The 17,415-nt window shown below is 73.0% G+C and carries 19 protein-coding genes; 8 read left to right on the top strand and 11 right to left on the bottom strand.

The window, feature by feature from the left end:
• Positions 1–147: 147 nt before the first annotated feature.
• From ABT015_RS00585 to ABT015_RS00575, 3 genes are read left to right on the top strand one after another with little or no spacing between them, the layout of a single operon-like run.
• Positions 148–1,086, top strand: coding sequence for an ABC transporter ATP-binding protein (locus tag ABT015_RS00585; RefSeq protein ID WP_350875153.1), 939 nt, complete (start codon positions 148–150; stop codon positions 1,084–1,086).
• A complete protein-coding gene (locus tag ABT015_RS00580; RefSeq protein WP_350875150.1) occupies positions 1,083–1,838 on the top strand; it encodes an ABC transporter permease in 756 nt (251 codons plus the stop codon). Before ABT015_RS00585 ends, ABT015_RS00580 begins: the two co-directional genes overlap by 4 nt.
• Before the next feature lie 23 nt (positions 1,839–1,861).
• On the top strand, positions 1,862–2,608 hold the full coding sequence (locus tag ABT015_RS00575; RefSeq protein ID WP_350875147.1) for a hypothetical protein: 747 nt from the start codon (positions 1,862–1,864) through the stop codon (positions 2,606–2,608).
• A 156-nt stretch (positions 2,609–2,764) separates the two neighbouring features.
• Here the strand turns inward: ABT015_RS00575 and ABT015_RS00570 are convergent, their stop codons facing one another.
• From ABT015_RS00570 to ABT015_RS00560, 3 genes are read right to left on the bottom strand one after another with little or no spacing between them, the layout of a single operon-like run.
• Positions 2,765–3,427, bottom strand: coding sequence for a response regulator (locus ABT015_RS00570; protein WP_350875144.1), 663 nt, complete (start codon positions 3,425–3,427; stop codon positions 2,765–2,767).
• The gene (locus ABT015_RS00565) at positions 3,424–4,602 is read right to left on the bottom strand and encodes a sensor histidine kinase (RefSeq protein WP_350875142.1); all 1,179 of its coding nucleotides are present in this window, start codon (positions 4,600–4,602) and stop codon (positions 3,424–3,426) included. Before ABT015_RS00565 ends, ABT015_RS00570 begins: the two co-directional genes overlap by 4 nt.
• A 9-nt stretch (positions 4,603–4,611) precedes the next feature.
• A complete protein-coding gene (locus tag ABT015_RS00560; protein ID WP_350875139.1) occupies positions 4,612–4,851 on the bottom strand; it encodes a hypothetical protein in 240 nt (79 codons plus the stop codon).
• A gap of 187 nt (positions 4,852–5,038) precedes the next feature.
• Here ABT015_RS00560 and ABT015_RS00555 point away from each other — a divergent pair, with 187 nt between their 5' ends.
• Together ABT015_RS00555 and ABT015_RS00550 are read left to right on the top strand one after the other, a co-directional pair.
• Positions 5,039–5,812, top strand: a complete 774-nt coding sequence (locus ABT015_RS00555) for an SDR family NAD(P)-dependent oxidoreductase (protein ID WP_350875137.1) — start codon at positions 5,039–5,041, stop codon at positions 5,810–5,812.
• Between the two features lie 98 nt (positions 5,813–5,910).
• Complete coding sequence (locus tag ABT015_RS00550; protein ID WP_350875135.1) at positions 5,911–6,492, top strand: DUF2269 domain-containing protein; 582 nt, start codon at positions 5,911–5,913, stop codon at positions 6,490–6,492.
• A gap of 426 nt (positions 6,493–6,918) precedes the next feature.
• Here the strand turns inward: ABT015_RS00550 and ABT015_RS00545 are convergent, their stop codons facing one another.
• Positions 6,919–8,184 carry an MFS transporter gene (locus ABT015_RS00545; protein ID WP_350875133.1) on the bottom strand — a complete coding sequence of 422 codons (1,266 nt, stop codon included), beginning with the start codon at positions 8,182–8,184 and terminating at the stop codon, positions 6,919–6,921.
• A 38-nt stretch (positions 8,185–8,222) separates the two neighbouring features.
• Positions 8,223–8,936: a class II aldolase/adducin family protein gene (locus tag ABT015_RS00540; RefSeq protein ID WP_350875131.1), complete on the bottom strand. Its 714-nt coding sequence runs from the start codon at positions 8,934–8,936 to the stop codon at positions 8,223–8,225.
• A 187-nt stretch (positions 8,937–9,123) separates the two neighbouring features.
• Between ABT015_RS00540 and ABT015_RS00535 the strand changes: the two genes are divergently transcribed.
• Positions 9,124–10,119: a LysR family transcriptional regulator gene (locus ABT015_RS00535; RefSeq protein WP_350875129.1), complete on the top strand. Its 996-nt coding sequence runs from the start codon at positions 9,124–9,126 to the stop codon at positions 10,117–10,119.
• A gap of 349 nt (positions 10,120–10,468) precedes the next feature.
• Here ABT015_RS00535 and ABT015_RS00530 read toward each other — a convergent pair whose 3' ends face one another.
• The 3 genes from ABT015_RS00530 to ABT015_RS00520 all read right to left on the bottom strand — a co-directional run bounded on the left by ABT015_RS00530 (position 10,469) and on the right by ABT015_RS00520 (position 12,902).
• The gene (locus ABT015_RS00530; protein WP_350875127.1) at positions 10,469–11,251 is read right to left on the bottom strand and encodes a peptidyl-tRNA hydrolase; all 783 of its coding nucleotides are present in this window, start codon (positions 11,249–11,251) and stop codon (positions 10,469–10,471) included.
• A gap of 111 nt (positions 11,252–11,362) precedes the next feature.
• The gene (locus ABT015_RS00525; RefSeq protein ID WP_350875125.1) at positions 11,363–11,857 is read right to left on the bottom strand and encodes a hypothetical protein; all 495 of its coding nucleotides are present in this window, start codon (positions 11,855–11,857) and stop codon (positions 11,363–11,365) included.
• Between the two features lie 112 nt (positions 11,858–11,969).
• Positions 11,970–12,902: a hypothetical protein gene (locus ABT015_RS00520; RefSeq protein WP_350875123.1), complete on the bottom strand. Its 933-nt coding sequence runs from the start codon at positions 12,900–12,902 to the stop codon at positions 11,970–11,972.
• A gap of 122 nt (positions 12,903–13,024) precedes the next feature.
• Between ABT015_RS00520 and ABT015_RS00515 the strand changes: the two genes are divergently transcribed.
• Positions 13,025–13,396 carry a YbjQ family protein gene (locus tag ABT015_RS00515; protein WP_350875121.1) on the top strand — a complete coding sequence of 124 codons (372 nt, stop codon included), beginning with the start codon at positions 13,025–13,027 and terminating at the stop codon, positions 13,394–13,396.
• A 156-nt stretch (positions 13,397–13,552) separates the two neighbouring features.
• Entirely contained in the window at positions 13,553–14,641 is a 1,089-nt protein-coding gene (locus ABT015_RS00510; RefSeq protein ID WP_350875663.1) for an NAD(P)-binding domain-containing protein, read from the top strand.
• A 37-nt stretch (positions 14,642–14,678) separates the two neighbouring features.
• On the opposite strand, the gene paaE is transcribed toward ABT015_RS00510, so the two are convergent.
• From paaE to paaC, 3 genes are read right to left on the bottom strand one after another with little or no spacing between them, the layout of a single operon-like run.
• Positions 14,679–15,896 (bottom strand): 1,2-phenylacetyl-CoA epoxidase subunit PaaE, encoded by a 1,218-nt coding sequence (paaE, locus tag ABT015_RS00505; RefSeq protein ID WP_350875119.1) that lies wholly within the window; start codon positions 15,894–15,896, stop codon positions 14,679–14,681.
• Positions 15,897–16,487 (bottom strand): 1,2-phenylacetyl-CoA epoxidase subunit PaaD, encoded by a 591-nt coding sequence (gene paaD / locus ABT015_RS00500; RefSeq protein ID WP_350875117.1) that lies wholly within the window; start codon positions 16,485–16,487, stop codon positions 15,897–15,899.
• Entirely contained in the window at positions 16,481–17,404 is a 924-nt protein-coding gene (paaC, locus tag ABT015_RS00495) for a 1,2-phenylacetyl-CoA epoxidase subunit PaaC (RefSeq protein ID WP_350875115.1), read from the bottom strand. The genes paaD and paaC overlap by 7 nt, the downstream gene beginning before the upstream one ends.
• Positions 17,405–17,415: the final 11 nt, after the last annotated feature.

Here is a 17,415-nt window from a genome sequence, read left to right as displayed (position 1 = left end):
GGATCCCCCGCCGGCCTGCCACCGCCTCCCTCCCGGGAGGGAGGCGGCTCCCGACCCCGGCGGGATCCGCCGGCACGGCCCGCTCCGGTCGAATGTGACCACCAGCCGGACGACCCGGCACCGGAGCACCGAGAGGGGAGCGCGGCCGTGATCGAGATCCAGGGCCTCACCAAGGAGTACGACGGTCGGCGCGTCGTCGACGACCTGTCCTTCGAGGTCCGGCCCGGCCTGGTGACGGGCTTCCTCGGCCCGAACGGCGCCGGTAAGAGCACCACCATGCGCCTGATCCTCGGACTGGACCGCCCCACCGCCGGAAGCGCCCTGGTCGGCGGCCGCCGGTACGCCGAACTCGCCCAGCCGCTGCGGCAGGTGGGCGCCCTGCTGGACGCCCACGCCCTGCACGGCGGCCGCACCGCCGCCGGCCACCTGCGCTGGCTCGCGGCGAGCAACGGCCTGGCGCCGCGCCGGGTGGACGCGGTGCTCGCCCAGGTCGGCCTGACGGACGCCGCCGGACGGCGGATCCGCGGCTTCTCCCTCGGCATGCGCCAGCGGCTCGGGGTGGCCGCCGCGCTGCTCGGCGACCCGCCGGTGCTGCTCCTGGACGAACCGGTCAACGGTCTCGACCCGGAGGGCATCCGCTGGATCCGCACCCTGTTGCGCGAACTGGCCGCCGAGGGCAGGTCGGTGCTGGTGTCGTCCCACCTGATGACCGAAATGGCGCTCACCGCCGACCACTTGGTGGTCATCGGTCGTGGTCGGCTGCTCGCGGACGCCGCCACCGCCGAGTTCATCGACCAGCACGGCCGGACCAGGATCCGCGTCCGGGCCGTCAACTCGGCCAAGCTCGCCGCCCTGTTCGGCGGCGACCTGCTCCAGCAGTCGGACGCCGCCGGCAACCTCACCGCGACCGAGGTCGACGACGGTGCCTGGGAGGTGACCGGCGCCGAACCCGAGCAGATCGCCGCGCTCGCCGCCGCGCACGGCGTGGTCCTGTACGAGATCGCGGTCCAACAGGACTCGCTGGAGGAGGCGTTCATGCGGATGACCGCCGACAGCGTCGAGTACCGCGCCGAGGCCACCGCATGAGCCCCGGCTCAACCCTCCGGCACCACCTGTGCGCCTTCAACGCCGAACGGATCAAGCTCACCACGCTCCACTCGCTCTGGATCACCCCGCTGCTCGCCTTCGCGCTCACCGTGGGCACCACCACGGCGATCGGCGCGGCCCTCGGCGGCTCGGAGCACAACCTCACCGACGACCCCGGTGCGGGCGTCTTCTACGGGCTCAACTTCGGCCAGGCCGCGCTGGTCTGCTTCGCGGTCCTGCTGATCGGCCAGGAGTTCAACACCCGCATGATCGACGTCTCGCTCACCGCCGTCCCCCGGCGAGGACTGCTGTACGGCGCCAAGCTGACGCTCAGCGCGCTGGTCGGCCTCGGCGTCGGCGCGGCGGGCACGGCGGGCGCCTTCGCCGGGTACGCGGCCACCGTCCCCGGCGGCTGGGACGGCCCCGCCTTCGTCCGCAGCGCCACCGCCGGCGTGCTCTACCCGGTGCTGCTGGTGGTGTTCTGCCTCGGGGCGACCGCGCTGCTCGGCAACCTCACCGCCGCCATGGGACTGCTGGTACCGGTCGTCTTCCTGCTCTCGCCACTGCTGGGCGGCGTGGCCGGGGTGCGGCAGGTGGCCCAGTTCCTGCCCGACCGGGCCGGCCAGTACGCACTGCACTACGCCGACGACCCGCAGGTCTCGTACGGGCACTGGACCGGACTGCTGATCATGGCCCTGTGGGCCGGCGCCGCGGCCTGCGGCGGCCTGCTCGCCCTGCGGCGCGCCAAGTGACCACGAACGAAGGGAAGACGACAATGAGCGCGGCCCACGCCCTGCGCGCCGAACGGATCAAGTTCACCACCCTGCCCTCCCAGTGGGCGGCCCCGCTGGTCGCCCTGGTCCTGACCGTCGGGGTCACCGCGGCCGTCAGCGCCGCCTCCGACCCCAAGACCGTGGCCCCCGGAACGGATCCGGCCAACGGGATCTACTACGGGCTGCTCTTCGGGCACGTGGCGGTGGCCTGCCTCGGGATCCTGCTGATCGGGCAGGAGTTCAACACCCGCATGATCAGCACCTCGTTCATCGCCGTCCCCCGGCGCGCCCGACTGTACGGCGCCAAGCTCACGCTCGGCGCCGGGCTGGGCCTGCTGCTCGGGCTGGCGTCGACGGCGGGCTCGTTCCTGGCCGTCGACGCCACCGTCGGACTGGACTGGTCAACCCCCGGTCTGGCCCGCAGCTTCGTGGCCGGCGTGCTCTACCACCCGCTGCTGGTACTGCTCTGCCTCGGACTGACCACGATGCTGGGCAACTTCAGCGCCGCGCTCGGCCTGCTCGGCCCGATGGTGTTCCTCGGCACCACCTGGCTGGCGGCCATCCCCGGCGTCCGCGAGGTCGGCCAGTTCCTGCCCGACCGGGCCGGCCTGTACGCGATGCACACCCGGACCGAGGCCGGCGTCCACTACGGTCACTGGACCGGACTGCTGATCATGGCCCTCTGGACGGCCGCGGCCGCCTACGGCGGGCTGCGGGCGATCCGGCGGCACCAGGCGTCCGGCGAGTAGCACCCGACGGCGGGCGGCGGGCCGGCAGCCGCTGACAACAAACAGATGACAGCAAACAAGTAACAGCTAACAGATAACAGATTTCGAAATCTGTTATCTGTTAGCTGTCATCTCTCGCCCGTCACCCGTCGCCCGTCGCCCGTCGCCCGTCGCCCGTCACCCGAGCCAGCCGGGGCGGACCAGGCCGGATTCGTAGGCGAGGACGACCAGTTGGGCGCGGTCGCGGGCGCCGAGCTTGACCATGGCGCGGCTGACATGCGTCTTGGCGGTCAGCGGGCTGACCGCCAGGCGGCGGGCGATGTCCTCGTTGGAGAGCCCGAGCCCGACCAGGGCAAGCACCTCGCGTTCGCGTTCGGTCAGCATCTCGAGGTCGACCGCCCGCGGCTCCTTCGAGCGGGCGGCGAACTCTCCGATCAGGCGCCGGGTGACGCCCGGCGAGAGCAGCGCGTCGCCTGCGGCAGCAACCCGGACCGCCCGGAGCAGTTCGGCCGGCTCGGCGTCCTTGACGAGGAACCCCGCCGCGCCGGACCGCAGCGCCTCGAAGACGTACTCGTCGAGCTCGAAGGTGGTCAGCACGACCACCCGCACACCGCCGAGCTCCGGGTCGGCCCCGATCCGCCGGGTGGCCTCCAGGCCGTCGAGGCGGGGCATCCGGATGTCCATCAGCACCACGTCGGGACGCAGCTCGACGGCGAGGCACAGGGCCTGCTCGCCGTCGGCGGCCTCGCCGACCACCTCGACGTCGGGCTGGGCGTCGAGCAACGCCCGGAACCCGGCCCTGACCAGCATCTGGTCGTCCACCAGCAGCACCCTGATCACCGGTCACCCCTCGTCAAGCGGGCCCGGACTCGGAAGCCCGCGTCGCACGGGCCCGCCTCCAGGGTGCCCCCGAAGGCGGCGACCCGCTCCCGCATCCCGATCAGTCCGGCTCCCGAGCCGCCCGCGTCGCCGCCGCCCACCGGGCCCGGGTCGTCGATCTGCACGGTGAGGCCGTCGGCCGTCCGGGAGAGCAGCACGGTGGCCGTCCGGGCCGCGGAGTGGCGGATCACATTGGTCAGGGCTTCCTGGACGATCCGGAAGGCGGCCCGCTGGACGGCGGCCGACTCCTCCCCGGGGACGCCCTCGGAACGGACGCTGACGGTCAGGCCTGCCCGGCCGGCCTGGTCGACCAGTTCGTCCAACCGGTCCAGGCCAGGGGCGGGGGTGCGCGGCGCGGTGGCCCCCGGTCCGCGCAGCGTGCCGAGGACCTGCCGGACCTCGCCCAGGGACTCCTTGCTGGCGGCCTTGATCGTCGCCAGGGCGCTTCTGGCCTGTTCCGGGCGGGTGTCGATGAGTTCGAGCGCCACCCCGGCCTGGACGTGGATCAACGAGATGCTGTGCGCCAGGATGTCGTGCAGCTCGCGGGCCATCCGCAGGCGCTCCTCGTCGACGCGGCGCCGCTGTGCCTCCTCCGCGGCGGCTCTGGCGGCGGCGAACTGCTCGCGGCGGACCCGGGCCAGTTCCGCACCGGTCGCGATGAGCAGCAGCACCGCCATGACACCCGACTCCTGCCAGGCGTTGGCCTGCCAGCTCTCGGCCCGCAGCCAGTCGTGCGGAATCGCGTAGCTCATCAGCAGCTGACCGACGTAGAAGGCGCCGCCGCACGCCCAGGCCACCCGCCGTTGCCCGCACTGGACCGCGACGAAGAACGCCACACCGAGGCTGACGAGGACCGGGCCGTACGGGTACCCGGCGAACAGGTAGCCGATGGTGACCGCCGTGGTGCCGACCATGACCGCCGCCGGGTGGCGGCGGCGCAGCAGCAGCGCGGCGGGGCCGAGCAGGAGCAGCACGTAGCCGAGGGCGTCGAGCTGGACGCGGTCGGGCTGCCGGTGTCCTGCGCCGACCGTGCCCGCCACCTGGAAGCAGGCGACGGCCACCGACGAGAGCACGGGCAGGCCCGCCCGGCCGGATCGGTTCCACGGCGGCTTCCACGACGGGCGTAACTCGTTCATGCCGGAAGGCTAGTGCGGCGCGCCGCACCCGGGCATCAGCTCGCGGGTGCGGGTGCGGCTACTCCCGCCGTAGTACGCGACCGGCCCGTGGAGGGGGGCGCCGCCGTCCCGACGCCACAGCGTCCGGCTCACCACGACGAACCAGAGGAAGCCGACGTAACGTCCGACCGGGATCAGCAGCGCGGCCGGCTCGGCGACCAGGAGAGCACCGTCGTTGTTCTGCGCCAACAACTGCTCTGTGTCGGGCACTTCGACCTTCTCCCAGCGTCGTACCGCCGGGACGCGACGCTACGTCGGCAGGAGTATCCCGACGGCCGCCGCTCGGGCGACGACGGCGTGCGGGCACGGCGACGAGGATTCCTGGGGTCGGCACGGGCGGCACCACGGCGTCCGCCGACCGACTCACCGGCAACCGAGGATCCACGGAGCCACACTGATGACCACACCACTGCCCACCTATCCCGATCTCGCGGGTAAGGCCGCCCTCGTCACCGGAGGTTCCCGGGGCATCGGAGCCGAGACGGCAAAGGCCCTGGCCGCCAACGGTGTCAAGGCGGCCGTCGTCGGCCGCGACCGCAGTGCCGTCGACCGGACGGTCGGCGAGATCCGCGCGGCAGGCGGAACGGCGGTCGCGATGACGGCCGACTGCACCGATCCCGCCGACCTCGTACGGCTGCGCGCACAGGCCGAGCAGTCCGTCGGTCCGATCGACGTGCTCTGCGCGTTCGTCGGCGGAGGCGGCGACCCGGTGCCGATCGAGCAGATGAGCCTGGCGCACTGGCACTCGGTGGTCGACCTGAACCTGACCGCCACCTTCCTGGCCGTGCAGACCTTCCTGCCCGGCATGATCGAGCGCGGCGGCGGTTCGATCATCACCATGGCGTCCACCGCCGGGCGGCTTCCCGGCGGTGCCGCCGCCTCCTACGCGGCGGCCAAGGCAGGCGTGCTGATGCTCACCCGCCAGGTCGCACAGGAGGTGGGACGGTACGGAGTGCGGGTCAACTGCCTCGCCCCTTCCCTGATCATGACGGAGAGCCAACAGGAGCGCATACCCGCCGAAAAGCTCCCGCTGATCGTCAGGCAGTTCCCGCTGGGCCGCGCAGGAGTGCCCACCGATGTCGCTCACGCCGCGCTCTTCCTCGCGTCCGAGTCGTCGTCCTGGCTGACCGGCCTGACGATCGACGTGGCCGGCGGGCGCATCATGCTCTGACGCCGGTGGCCGGCCGCAGCCACCGGCCGGCAACCACGGCGCTCGCCACGAGAGCCTGACGCAGGCCCCCTCCCCCGCCGTCTCCCTAAGGACCCCGTATGACCACCCCTGCCGCGCCCTCCGCGGCAACGCCCCGTCCGGGCACCCGGCAGCCCAAGAACTTCCGCCTCTCACCGACTGCCCGCAAGGGCGCGGTGGTCGTGCACGTCATCAGCTCGGTCAGCTGGCTGGGCCTGATGCTCTGCCTGCTCACACTCGGCGCGGCAGGGCTGCTGACGGACAGCGCGGAGACCCTGCGCAGCGCCTACCGGATGATGCCGCTCCTCGGCGACGCGCTGGTCATCCCGCTGAGCCTGCTCTCCCTGCTGACCGGTCTGCTCCTCTCACTCGGAACCCCCTGGCGCCTGTTCAGGTACCGCTGGGTTGCCGTCAAGTTCTGGCTCACCCTGGCCGCCACCGCCGCCTCGATCTTCGAACTCACCGCCCGGCTGCACGAAGCGGCCCACCTGGTGGACCAGCACCCCACCGGCACCATCGCGGACATGCACCTCGGATTCACCCGCTACAACCTGGTGATCATCCCGATCGTCGCGCTGTCGGTGTACGTCGCCAACGTCGTGCTCTCCGTCGTCAAACCGTCGGGACGCCGCCATGCCCGGTCGCGGCCCGCCGGCGGGTGAGCCGAGGCATGACCGAGCTCGCTGGATGCCGCGGTCCACCGAAGGTACAAGCAGGCAGCCGGCTGACGGCGGGCAGCGAACAACAAACAGCGAACAGCTGGCAGATTTCGAAATCTGCCGGCTGTTCGCTGTCATCCGTTTGCCGCCAAACGCCAGACGCCAGACGCCAGCCGTCGGCTCCCGGACGTCAGACGTCAGACCTCAGACCTCAGACCTCAGACCTCGGCAGTCCCCCGCGGGCGCGGGGCTGACAATCCTTCCCCCAGCGCCGCCGCGGGGCGTCGGCCCTTCCGTGCTGACGAACGCCGAGGTCAGCCGCTGACGGATGACCACCTGCCAGCGATCACGATCGCGAGCAGCCCGAGCACCCCACCTTCGCCCCATGTCACTCCCGTGACCAGCGACTTCAGGTTGGAAACCGCTCACTCAGGGATCGTTGCGGGTAGCAGAGACCCGCTGGGTCAGGAGGATGGTGGCGGCCAGGGCGGCGACCACGGCGGCGAAGACGGTGGCGGCGGTACGCAGTCCGACGGCGTCGATGAGCGCGCCGACGCCCACGGCGGGCAGGGCCAGCATGGTGTAGAGGACGGCGAAGAAGGCCGAGACGGTACGGCTACGGGTCTCGGGTGGGGTCCGCGTGCCGATGAGCGTGATCCCGTGGCCGACGGCGACGCCGGTTGCCAGGCCGACCATCAGCGCTGCGCCGAGCAGGGGCAGGAGTGAGGCGGTGGCCACGGCCGCGGCGATCAGCGCGGCCGCAACGACCAGCCCCGTGCACGCCATGGGGAGGGCGGCGCGATCCAGTCGTCCCGCCAGGAGTTGGCCCGTGCCCGTACAGGCGAAGGCGAGGGAGACGGTTGCCGCCGTGGCCAGGAGGCTGTGGATGTGCGCGACTTCGGCCAGGAACAATCCGGTCACTGCGGTGAGCACGCCCAGTACGGCGAATCCCGCGCCAGCGGCGAGTGCGGCGCGCCAGAACTCCGTGCGGATAACGGTGGACACCCGGGGCGCGCGGAACGCCGGGCCGGTTCCCCGCTCCCTCGGCGTCACGGTCTCGGGGACCACCACGAGCGCGGCCAGGGCTGCCAGCAGCAGGGTCGCGGTTACCGCCCACGCCGCCCGCAGCGGCCAGCGAGTGGTGTCGGCCAGCAGGGCGGCAAGCAGCGGGCCACAGGCCAGACCGCCCATGTTCGCGATCAGCGCCAGCCGCCCGGCACGGAGCCGGCTGCCAGTGGACGCCAGTTCCGTCAGGTGGGCGGTGGCGGTTCCGGTGATGAGCGCGGCGGCCAGCCCGGACAGCACCCGGCCGATCAGCAGGGCCGTCAGGTTCTCGGCGAGCAGGAACACGGCGGTGGCGGCCAGGGCGGTGAGCAGGGCGGTGGCGGCAACCGGGCGGCGACCGTGCCGGTCGGAGAGCCCCCCGAGCGTCAGCAGCCCCACGACCACGGCCAGAGCGTAGACCGCGAAGGCCACGGTCACGGCCAGCGGTGAGAAGCCGAAGGCACGCTCGTACAGCGGGTAGAGGGGCGTGGGCACCGTCGTCCCGGCTGTGACGGACCAGAAGGCCCCTGCGACGGCCCAGGTGCCGATCCGCCGTCTGCCGGTGAGGACGCCCTCCTTTGGACCAGCGGCGGTCCTGGCCAGGGCGGGCGGAGTCGGTGACGAGGGTAGCGGGTCCGTGCGGGCTTTCACGGGCTGGACTCCTTTCAGGTGGGCTTTCCCCAGGGAGGTCAGAGGGACTGGCCGAGTGCGACACGGCGTTGCCAGTACCGCCATCCGGCATCGATCTGGCTGTCGGGCCAGGCCACCGCGTCCTTCTCCAGGCATTCCTGGTGGCTGGTTCGGTGGCGGACTTCGCCTGCGGCCAGGGCGGTGAGCTGGGTGCGGCAGGCGCGTTCGAGCAGGATCGCGTACATGACCGCGTGGGCGGTGTCGCGGCCGACCGTCGCCAGGCCGTGTCCGGGCATCAGGCAGGCGCGGGCGTCACCGAGGTCCGTCGCGAGGGCACGCCCCAGTTCAGGGGTGCGGACGAGGTTGTCGGTGGCAGTGAACCGGGGCAGGCCGTGTTCTGCGAAGGCGACGGCGTCGTGGCTGAGCGCGTGCAGTGGCTCGCCGAGCGCGCTGAAGGCGTTGACCGTCAGGGAGTGGGTGTGGACGCTGACGTGCACATCGGGCCGGGCCCGCATGATCCCGGTGTGGATGTGGTGTTCGAGGTGGACCCGTCCGCTCCCCTCCAACAGCTCACCGGTCCACGAGACGAGCAGGACGCGGTCGGACGTGATCTCTTCCAGGCCCCAGCCGGCCGACTTCATCCACACGCCGCGCCCATCCGGATCGCGGACCGCCAGGTGTCCCCACACCATGTCACCCTGCCCGGCCGCGGCCAGGACCCGGCTGCCCAACGCGACCAGCGCGACCGGGTCGTCGCCCCTGTCATCCGTCATGGATCGTGCTCCTTGATGTCATATCCAGGCCCGTCATCGGGCCACCGCGTAACGGGACCGCCGCGTCGGCAGCCATCGCCGGCCGCGCACCCGGGCCTCGGGGCCACCTCCTGCGGCTCTGCTCCCGACCCTAGGACCGACCAAGGATTGCGACCAGTGAAAAAAGCGCAAGTGGTATTTTCACCTGGTGAAAGTGACATCCCTCGACCTCAACCTCCTCATCGTCCTCGACGCCGTACTGGAGGAGGGCAGCGTCACCGCGGCAGCCCACCGACTGAATCTGTCGGTGCCCGCCGCCAGCCGGGCCCTGGGACGGCTGCGAACCGCCTTCGCCGATCCCCTGCTGGTGCGCTCCAGCCGCGGCATGAAGCCGACAGCCCACGCGCTGGCGCTGCGTCCGCGGGTCCGTGCCCTGGTCGAGGACGCGCAGAACCTGCTGGGGCCCGCAGAGGAAGACACCGTGGCCACACTGCGCCGCGCCTTCGCCGTCCTGGCTCCAGAGGACCTGATCGGGTGCTTCGGCTCGGACCTGCTGACCCGTATGCGGGCCGAAGCCCCCGGCGTCCAACTGCGCCTTCTCAGCGAGGGACGGGCGGCTGACGAGGGCGCGACAGTACGAGAGGGCGCCGCCGACATCGCGATCAGCGTCAACACCCCCAAGGAAGCCGACCTCCGCTCCGAGGGACTGGTCCGCGAGCCGCTACTCGGCGTGGTCCGCGCCGGTCACCCGCTGAGCCACGGCCACGTCACGGCAGCCCGCTTCGCGGCATGGGAGCACATCGTGGTCTCCCGCCACGGCCGACTGCACACCGCGACCGACAGACTGCTGGAGGCCGAAGGAGTGCGGCGCACCGTGGCAGCCTCCGTGCCCGACTTCACGACGGCGCTGCGCCTGATCGCCACCAGCGACCTCGTCGGGATCGCGCCGGCCGCCCTGGCGCGCAACCTGGCGGACCAACTCCAACTAGCCCTCTTTCCCGTGCCGTTGGACCTGAAGCCGCTACGCATCAGTCTCCTGTGGCACCCCCGCCGGGAGAACGACCCGTCCCACCAGTGGCTGCTCACCCGCATCCGCGAAGCAGCCGGCCGACCCGCTGGACGCCATGGGGCCGGATCGTCGACTCCGAGGCGTGTCCCTGCGCAGGAAGGTGCTCACCCGGTACAACGCGGCACATGCCCGTGAACCCGGGATCCACCTTTCATACAGAGCTACGCCCCGCCTCAAAGCCCTCCCGGCCCAACAGCAGCACCAATTCGCCGATGTCGTACCCATCCTGGAAAACCAGGTAGGTCTTCTCCGGCGGATAGCCCCGTCCGATACGACGTCAACACATGCAGAGCATCTGTGATCTGCGCTCCCGAGACGCGTTCGTCATCTCATCGGCAACGCCGTCTGGCCACTGGACTCCCGTCACGAGCAACGGCACCTCCTCGCACAAGGCGAGCATCGGAAGACCGGCCGGAGACACGCGACCGCCCGGGACGCGCACACCTGACCTGCCACGTTGCCGTGTTGGGGGCCTGGTGATGCGTCACGGGCGTCGTAGACGCGGGGTGGGGCAGTAGCGCGTGCCGCCTTCGAGTGCAACAGTCGGCCCGGGGGCGATCTCGGTGAAGCCCGCATCCCGGACCAGCGGCAGACCGCTGGCGACCAGCCCCTCCCACGCCTCCGCCGTGGCCGTCCGCACCGCGAGCGGGAATCCGGCCTCGGCCCACTCCTTGCGCTGCGCCTCGTCCAGCCGCCACCAGGCCAGCTGGGCGGCGTGGCCGGTCTGGGCCATCGTCTTGCCCGCGCTCATCTCCAGCTCCGGGTTGAGCCACAGCACCGGCAACCCGGGCTCAGGAGCTCCGACCTCGGCGGTCTCCTCCAAGTCCGTCCCGGAGACCTGGAGCTTGGCGAGGTCCTTGGGCCAGCCGTCCAGTGGAACCGGCGGAAACACCCGCACCTCGGCTTCCCGTCCACTCACCGTGATCCCCGGCAGCTCGCTCGCCCGGCGCCACTCCCCGCCCCGGGCCCGCCGGACCACCTTGCGGATCCGGGCGTCCTCCCAGGCCTCGACCCGCTCCGCCCACTCGCCGTCCGCGTCGGTCACCCGCGCGTCGGACAGCAGGGTGAGCACCGCCCGGGCCGAGGTCTCCAGCGCGTCGGTCCGCCCGGGCGGCGTGGCCTTCTCCAGCCGGACGAGCAGCGGCAGCACGTACTGCGGCCGCGCGTCACGGTCCGCCGGGGCCGGGGCGTCGTCGGCAGCGGAAACGGGGGCCGGCGCGGAATCGGAAACGGGAGCAGGAGCAGGGGTGTCGAACGGAGAAGTCACCCGTCCAGCATGCCAGCCCCGCCACCCCGGTGATCACGCGGTACCGGGAGCCCGCAGACCCCACCCCTGCCAACCCCTGCCCTCGCACACCACGCCCCTGCGCACCACCGCTCAGCGCAGCCGCTGCCGCAGCTCGTCGACGGCCGACCGGATGCTCGCGCTGTAGGCGTCCTCGGGGAGCGCATCCAGGCTGCGCACGGCGCGTTCCAGCTGCTCGCGCGCGAGGTCGGGCTCGCCGAGCTTGAGGTGGTCCGAGGCCAGGTTGAGGTGCAGCGAGGGGTAGAACGCGCGCACCTGGAGGGCGGACTCGTAAGTCTGGGCGCGCTCGGCGGTCAGCGAGTCGGCGGCGGCCAGCGCCCGCCGGTCCCACTCCAGCTCGTCCTGCGGATCGTCCTGCAGATCGGCCAGGTAGTGGGCGAGGACGCAGCGGTGGAAGACGTCGCCCCGCTCGCCGAGCGCTGCCCAGAGCGCCTCGAAGCTGGCCCGCGCCTCGGCCGTCCGCCCGCGCTGGGCGGCCTGCACACCGTCCAGTCCGAGCGCGATCCGGGTGAGCACCTGATCGTCCCGGCCTGCCGGACCCGCACGCACATCAGACGTATCGGACATGCCCGCAGCCTAGTCGCCCACCCGTCGCGGCGCCCGAAAAGCTTTTCGAACCGATCCGGAGCAGCTCGAACCAACCCGGGCCGACCCCGGACCGGACCAGCCCGGCGGCCGGTCAGCGCCGGTAGCCGCGCTGCGGGTCCCGCGCCTCCGCGTCCTCGTACGTCAGGAACCAGCCCTCCGGGTGCGTGGCCGCCAGCAGCACCTCGGTGCGCTGCTCGGCGCCCAGTTCCGGGTCGCCGTCGTCCGGCCCGTAGACGCCGAACAGTTCGTCGTGACAGCCGTCCCAGTCGTAGTCGTACAGGTCGGCCGGCAGGTCGCCCATCATGTCGGCCACCGACTCGGGCTGCGCGCCGAGCAGGGCCCGGGCGTCCACCAGGGCCATCCGCAGCCCGATGTCCTCGGCCAGACATCGCGGCAGCGGCCATTCGCCGAGCGCGAGGTCGTCGGCCAGGTCGTCGAAGGCCCGGGCCATGGCGCGGCGCCAGTTGCGGTGCAGCCGCCAGGTGCGCTGGGGCAGGCGGGCGTAGACCGCCCAGTCGGCGTCCTCGCCGTCGACCACCGGGTCGTCACCGTGCTCGTCGAAGTCGTCGTAGGCGGCGTCGGCCAGGCCGATCAGCTGGGCGTGCAGGAGGCAGGCGGTGCGCGGGGTGAGGGTCCAGTCCGCGCCGGCGCCGCCGTCCTCGTCCTCGTCGCCCTCCAGCGGGAACAGCTCGGCGAAGTCCGGCGCGAAGTCCTCGGTGACGCTGATCTCCAGCGTGCCGCCGATCGCCTCGACCCCGGGGATCGCGGCCACCAGCCGGTCCGGGTGCAGCAGTGCGCCGAGCGCCGCGTTGGCGTCCTCGGAGACCTCGCGCAGCAGCTCGCGGCGCTGGCCGGCCGGGTCGACGCCCTCGAACACCAGCTCCTCGACAGCCCTGATCGCGGCAGCGCGCAGCGCCGGCCAGTCGGTGATCCGCAGGCCCAGCACCACCGTCGCCTCGATCTCCTGCGCGCCGGAGTCCTCCGCCGCGCCCGGCCCCTGTGGATGATCGCTTCGCTCGCCCATGGGGCTACGGTACGGCCTTTCGGCCGCCCGATCACCGGTCTGAACCAGCTTCTGGACCCCTTCTCGGCCATCACCCGGCCCCGCCTCGATCACTCGGACGTACGACAAGGCAGGATGGACCCATGGCTGACATCAACGAGTACGGCGGCGGGCAGGGCCCGAACGCCGACGTCCTGGTCGTGACCACCAACGACATCCCCGGCTTCCGGGTCGATCATGTGATCGGCGAGGTCTTCGGGCTGACCGTGCGCAGCCGCCACCTCGGCAGCCAGATCGGTGCCGGACTGAAGTCGCTGATCGGCGGCGAGCTGCGGGGCCTGACGAAGACCCTGGTCGAGAGCCGCAACGAGGCGATGCAGCGGCTGATCGAGCAGACCAAGGCGCGCGGCGGGAACGCGGTGCTGATGATGCGCTTCGACGTGACGGAGGCGGCGGACGTCGGCACCGAGGTCTGCGCCTACGGCACGGCCGCGGTGATCTCCCCGGTCGTCTGACCCGTCGCCCGCGCTGACCCGTCGCCCGCGCGGGGCGCCGCGCGGCGGGACGGCAAGCACCCGCAGAGGCGGGAACACCCGCCACACCCCCGATGTTTCACCGGCGTGACTGTTTACGGTGCAACCAATGGCGGGCAGCGGCACGTGGGCGTCCAGATGGTGGACGTCCTGGTGGTGGGCGCCGGACAGGCGGGACTGTCCGCCGCCTACCACCTCGGCCGCCGCGGCTTCGCCCCCTACCGGGCGGACGCCGACGGCGGCTTCGTCGTGCTCGACGCCAACCCCGCGCCGGGCGGCGCCTGGGCGCACCGCTCACCGTCCCTGCGGATGGCCACCGTGCACGGTTTCCACGACCTCCCGGACGCCGAACTCCCCGCGCCCGACCCCGAGGCCCCGGCGCGCGAGGTCGTGCCGGGGTACTTCGCGGCGTACGAGGCCCGGCACGCGCTCCCGGTCGTACGCCCCGTCGCCGTTCGCTCGGTGCGCGCCGAGTCGGACCGCCCGGACTCCCGGCTGCTGGTCGAGACCGACCACGGCACCTGGTCCACCCGCGCGCTGATCAACGCCACCGGCACCTGGACCCGCCCGTTCCTGCCCCACTACCCGGGCCACTTCGCCGGTCGCCAACTGCACTACGCCGACTACCGCGGCCCCGGGGAGTTCGCCGGCCGGCGCGTCCTGGTGGTGGGCGGGGGCGCTTCGGCGATCCAGGTGCTGTCCGAGGTCGCGGCGGTCGGCGAGACGGTCTGGGTCACCCGGACCCCGCCCGTCTACCACGAGGGGCCGTTCACCCCCGAGTACGGGCGCGCGGTGGTCGCCAAGGTCGAGGAACGGGTCCGGCAGGGCCTGCCGGTGCGCAGCGTGGTGAGCGTCACCGGGCTCGGCCCGTCCGTCGCCTACCGACGGGCCGAGGAGCTGGGCGCGCTGCACCGCCGCCCGATGTTCGACCGGCTCACCGAGCGCGGCGTCGCCTGGGGGGAGCAGGAGCTGGCGGTGGACGCGATCGTGTGGGCCACCGGCTTCCGCCCGGAGGTCGGACACCTGGCCCCGCTCGGGCTGCGCTCCCCCGGCGGCGGCATCGCGCTCACCGGCACCCGCGCCACCGCCGATCCGCGCGTCCACCTGGTCGGCTACGGCCCGTCCGCCAGCACCGTCGGTGCCAACCGGGCCGGTCGCGCGGCCGTCGGCGACCTCGTCCGCCTGCTCGGCGACCCGGCCAGGCTGCCCGCCCCGGCCGTGGTCTGAAGCAGTCGGGAGGGGCAAGGGTGGGGCGGCCGGCCGTTCAGCGGTCGTAGTCGACCGTCACCCGGTCGGTGACCGGGCGGGCCTGGCAGGTGAGGACGTAGCCGGCGGCCAGTTCCTTCTCCTCCAGCGCGAAGTTGCGGCGCATCTCGACCTCGCCCTCGGTGACCAGCGCGCGGCAGGTGCCGCAGACCCCGCCCTTGCAGGCGAACGGCAGGTCGGGGCGGGAGCGCTGGGCGCCGTCCAGGATCGAGCGGTCGCACGGCAGGGAGAGTGTGCTGCCGCGCCCGTCCAGGACGACGGTGACCTCGCTGTGCGGGCCGTCGGCCGCTCCCGCCGCGCCGTCCCGGTCCTCCGGTCGCTCGGACACCGGCTCGTCCTCGGCGTGGAACAGCTCCTGGTGCACGCGCTCGCCCGGCACGCCCAGCCCGGCGAGCAGTTCCTTCGCCCCGGCGACCATCCCGAACGGGCCGCACAGCCACCAGTGCCCGACGCTCCCGACATCCACCAGCGCCGCCAGCAGCGCCCGCACCCGCTCCGGGTCCAGCCGCCCGCTGAGCAGTTCGGCGTCACGGGTCTCCCGGGACAGGACGTGGACCAGTTGGAAGCGGCCGAGGTAGCGGTCCTTCAGGTCGGCCAGCTCGTCCGCGAACATCACGGTGTCGCTGCGCCGGTTGCCGTACAGCAGGGTGACGGTGGAGCTGCGGTCGGCGGCCAGGACGGACGCGGCGATCGACAGCATCGGGGTGATGCCGGAACCGGCCGCGAGCAGCACGTGCTCGGCCGGAACGCCGAGGTCGGGGGTGAACAGGCCCGACGGCGTCAGCACCTCCACCTCCTCGCCCGGCCCCGCGTCCCGCACCAGCCACCGGGAGAACAGCCCGCCGGGCACCTCCCGGACGGCGATCCGCAGCGGCCCGCCGGCGGGGGCGCAGATCGAGTACGAGCGGCGCTCGTCGACGCCGTCCACCACCTTGCGCAGCGTCAGGGTCTGCCCCGGCCGGAAGGCGAAGTCCGCCGCGAGCCCGTCCGGCACCGCGAAGGCGACCGCCACGGCGTCGTCGCAGAGCCGCTCGACCCGCTCGATCCGCAGCCGGTGGAAGGTCGGGCGACGGGCCGGGCGCAGCGTGGACACCGCGGCCTCAGCGGGGGTGTCGGCGTGCGCGGCAACGGAAGCATCGGCCTGGGGCGCGGTGGGCTGGGAGACGGCAGGCTGGGACGCGTCGGCCTGGGACGCGGCGGGCGAGGCGGCGGGCATTCAGATCTCCTTGACGCGTTCGAACGGCTCCCGGCAGGCGCGGCAGCGCCAGAGCGCCTTGCAGGCGGTGGAACCGAAGCGGGACAGCTCCTCCGTGTCCGCGCCGCCGCAGCGTGGGCAGGGCACGGGAGCGACTGCGGAAGCGAAAGCGGCAGCGGAGGTGCCCGCCGGAGCGACGGTGGAAGCGGCGGTGGGAGCAGCGGTGCGGGTGGGACCGAGCGCGAGCGCGACCGGGCCGGCCACGCCGGCGGCGGAGGTCGGACGCGGCGGGGCGATTCCCGCCTCGGCGAGTTTGCGGCGGCCCTCGGTGGTGATCAGATCGGTCGACCACGGCGGATCGAGCCGCAACCGGACCCGGACGTCCCGGTACCCGGCCGCGCGCAGCCGGCGATCCACGTCGGCGGCCATCTCGGCCACGGCGGGGCAGCCCGAGTAGGTCGGGGTCAGCCAGGCGGTCACCGCGCCGTCGTCCACCGCCACCTCGGCCAGCACGCCCAGGTCGGCCAGGGTCAGCATGGGCAGCTCCGGGTCCGGCACGGCCGCCGCGACCTCCCAGGCCGTCCCGCGCTCCGTCAGCGCCGCGCTCACCACGTCGCCCCCGGGTGCGCGCGGGCCAGCACCTGGAATTCGGCGAGCAGCGGACCGAGCGCCTCGGTGTGCACGCCGTCCCGGCCGGCCCGGCCGAGCACGGTGGCCAGCGGCTGCACGTCCGGTACGGTCAGCCCGGCCTCGGCGAGGACGGCGCCGAGCGAGCGCAGCACCGGTTCGCGCAGCGCCGCCGGATCGGCGCCCGTCCGCAGCTCCACCGGGTGGGCCGTGAACAGTTCCTCCAGCAGCGGCCAGAGCGCGTCCAGCCCGGCCTGCATCCGCGCCGAGGAGTACGGCGTGCCGTCGCCGAGCCGAAGCGTCCAGGCGGTGGCGTACTCGCGGTGGTACGCCAACTCCTTCACGCCCCGGGCGGCGACCGCCGCCAGCACCGGGTCCGGGTGCGCGCTCAGCGCCTCGTACAGGGCGCAGCGCGCGGTGGCGAACAGCAGCAGCCGGGCGATCGAGTGGGCGAAGTCGCCGTTCGGGACCTCGACCAGCCGGACGTTGCGGAACTCGTGGTCCTCCCGCCAGTACGCCAGGTCGTCCTCGGTGCGGCCGGAGCCGTCCGCCTGGCCGGCCCGGGTGAGCAGCAGCCGGGCCTGGCCGAGCAGGTCGAGGCCCAGGTTGGCGAGCGCGACCTCCTCCTCCAGCTCGGGCGCCCGGGTGCACCATTCGATCAGGCGCTGGGAGAGGATCAGGGCGTCGTCGCCGAGCATCAGGCAGTAGGCGGCGAGGTCCGCGCCGTCCATACCGGCGGGCACGGCGGTGTCGACGCCGAGCAGCGGGTCGGCGAAGCCCGTCCCGTACGCCCAGCGGCCCTCGCCCTCGGGGCCGGGCGTGGCTTCGGCGAGGCCGAGGTAGACGTGGTCGTCGGCGTCGACGTCGGCGCCGGCGCCGGCCTGCGTGCTGTGGTCCTGCATGGCGGGTCCCC

The organism is Kitasatospora sp. NPDC094016 (assembly GCF_040304045.1).
In the GTDB taxonomy this organism is placed as follows: domain Bacteria; phylum Actinomycetota; class Actinomycetes; order Streptomycetales; family Streptomycetaceae; genus Kitasatospora.
Note: the sequence above shows the minus strand (reverse complement) of the source record. Positions and strands in the feature narration are given on the sequence as shown.

What these genes read in the sequence shown, in the direction of transcription:
- ABT015_RS00575 (WP_350875147.1), top strand. Translation starts at nt 1,862, where the DNA reads ATGAGCGCGGCCCACGCCCTGCGCGCCGAACGGATCAAGTTCACCACC.
- paaE (WP_350875119.1), bottom strand. Translation starts at nt 15,896, where the DNA reads ATGCCCGCCGCCTCGCCCGCCGCGTCCCAGGCCGACGCGTCCCAGCCT.
- ABT015_RS00580 (WP_350875150.1), top strand. Translation starts at nt 1,083, where the DNA reads ATGAGCCCCGGCTCAACCCTCCGGCACCACCTGTGCGCCTTCAACGCC.
- ABT015_RS00525 (WP_350875125.1), bottom strand. Translation starts at nt 11,857, where the DNA reads ATGTCCGATACGTCTGATGTGCGTGCGGGTCCGGCAGGCCGGGACGAT.
- ABT015_RS00515 (WP_350875121.1), top strand. Translation starts at nt 13,025, where the DNA reads ATGGCTGACATCAACGAGTACGGCGGCGGGCAGGGCCCGAACGCCGAC.
- ABT015_RS00555 (WP_350875137.1), top strand. Translation starts at nt 5,039, where the DNA reads ATGACCACACCACTGCCCACCTATCCCGATCTCGCGGGTAAGGCCGCC.
- ABT015_RS00565 (WP_350875142.1), bottom strand. Translation starts at nt 4,602, where the DNA reads ATGAACGAGTTACGCCCGTCGTGGAAGCCGCCGTGGAACCGATCCGGC.
- ABT015_RS00540 (WP_350875131.1), bottom strand. Translation starts at nt 8,936, where the DNA reads ATGACGGATGACAGGGGCGACGACCCGGTCGCGCTGGTCGCGTTGGGC.
- ABT015_RS00520 (WP_350875123.1), bottom strand. Translation starts at nt 12,902, where the DNA reads ATGGGCGAGCGAAGCGATCATCCACAGGGGCCGGGCGCGGCGGAGGAC.
- ABT015_RS00550 (WP_350875135.1), top strand. Translation starts at nt 5,911, where the DNA reads ATGACCACCCCTGCCGCGCCCTCCGCGGCAACGCCCCGTCCGGGCACC.
- ABT015_RS00510 (WP_350875663.1), top strand. Translation starts at nt 13,553, where the DNA reads ATGGTGGACGTCCTGGTGGTGGGCGCCGGACAGGCGGGACTGTCCGCC.
- paaC (WP_350875115.1), bottom strand. Translation starts at nt 17,404, where the DNA reads ATGCAGGACCACAGCACGCAGGCCGGCGCCGGCGCCGACGTCGACGCC.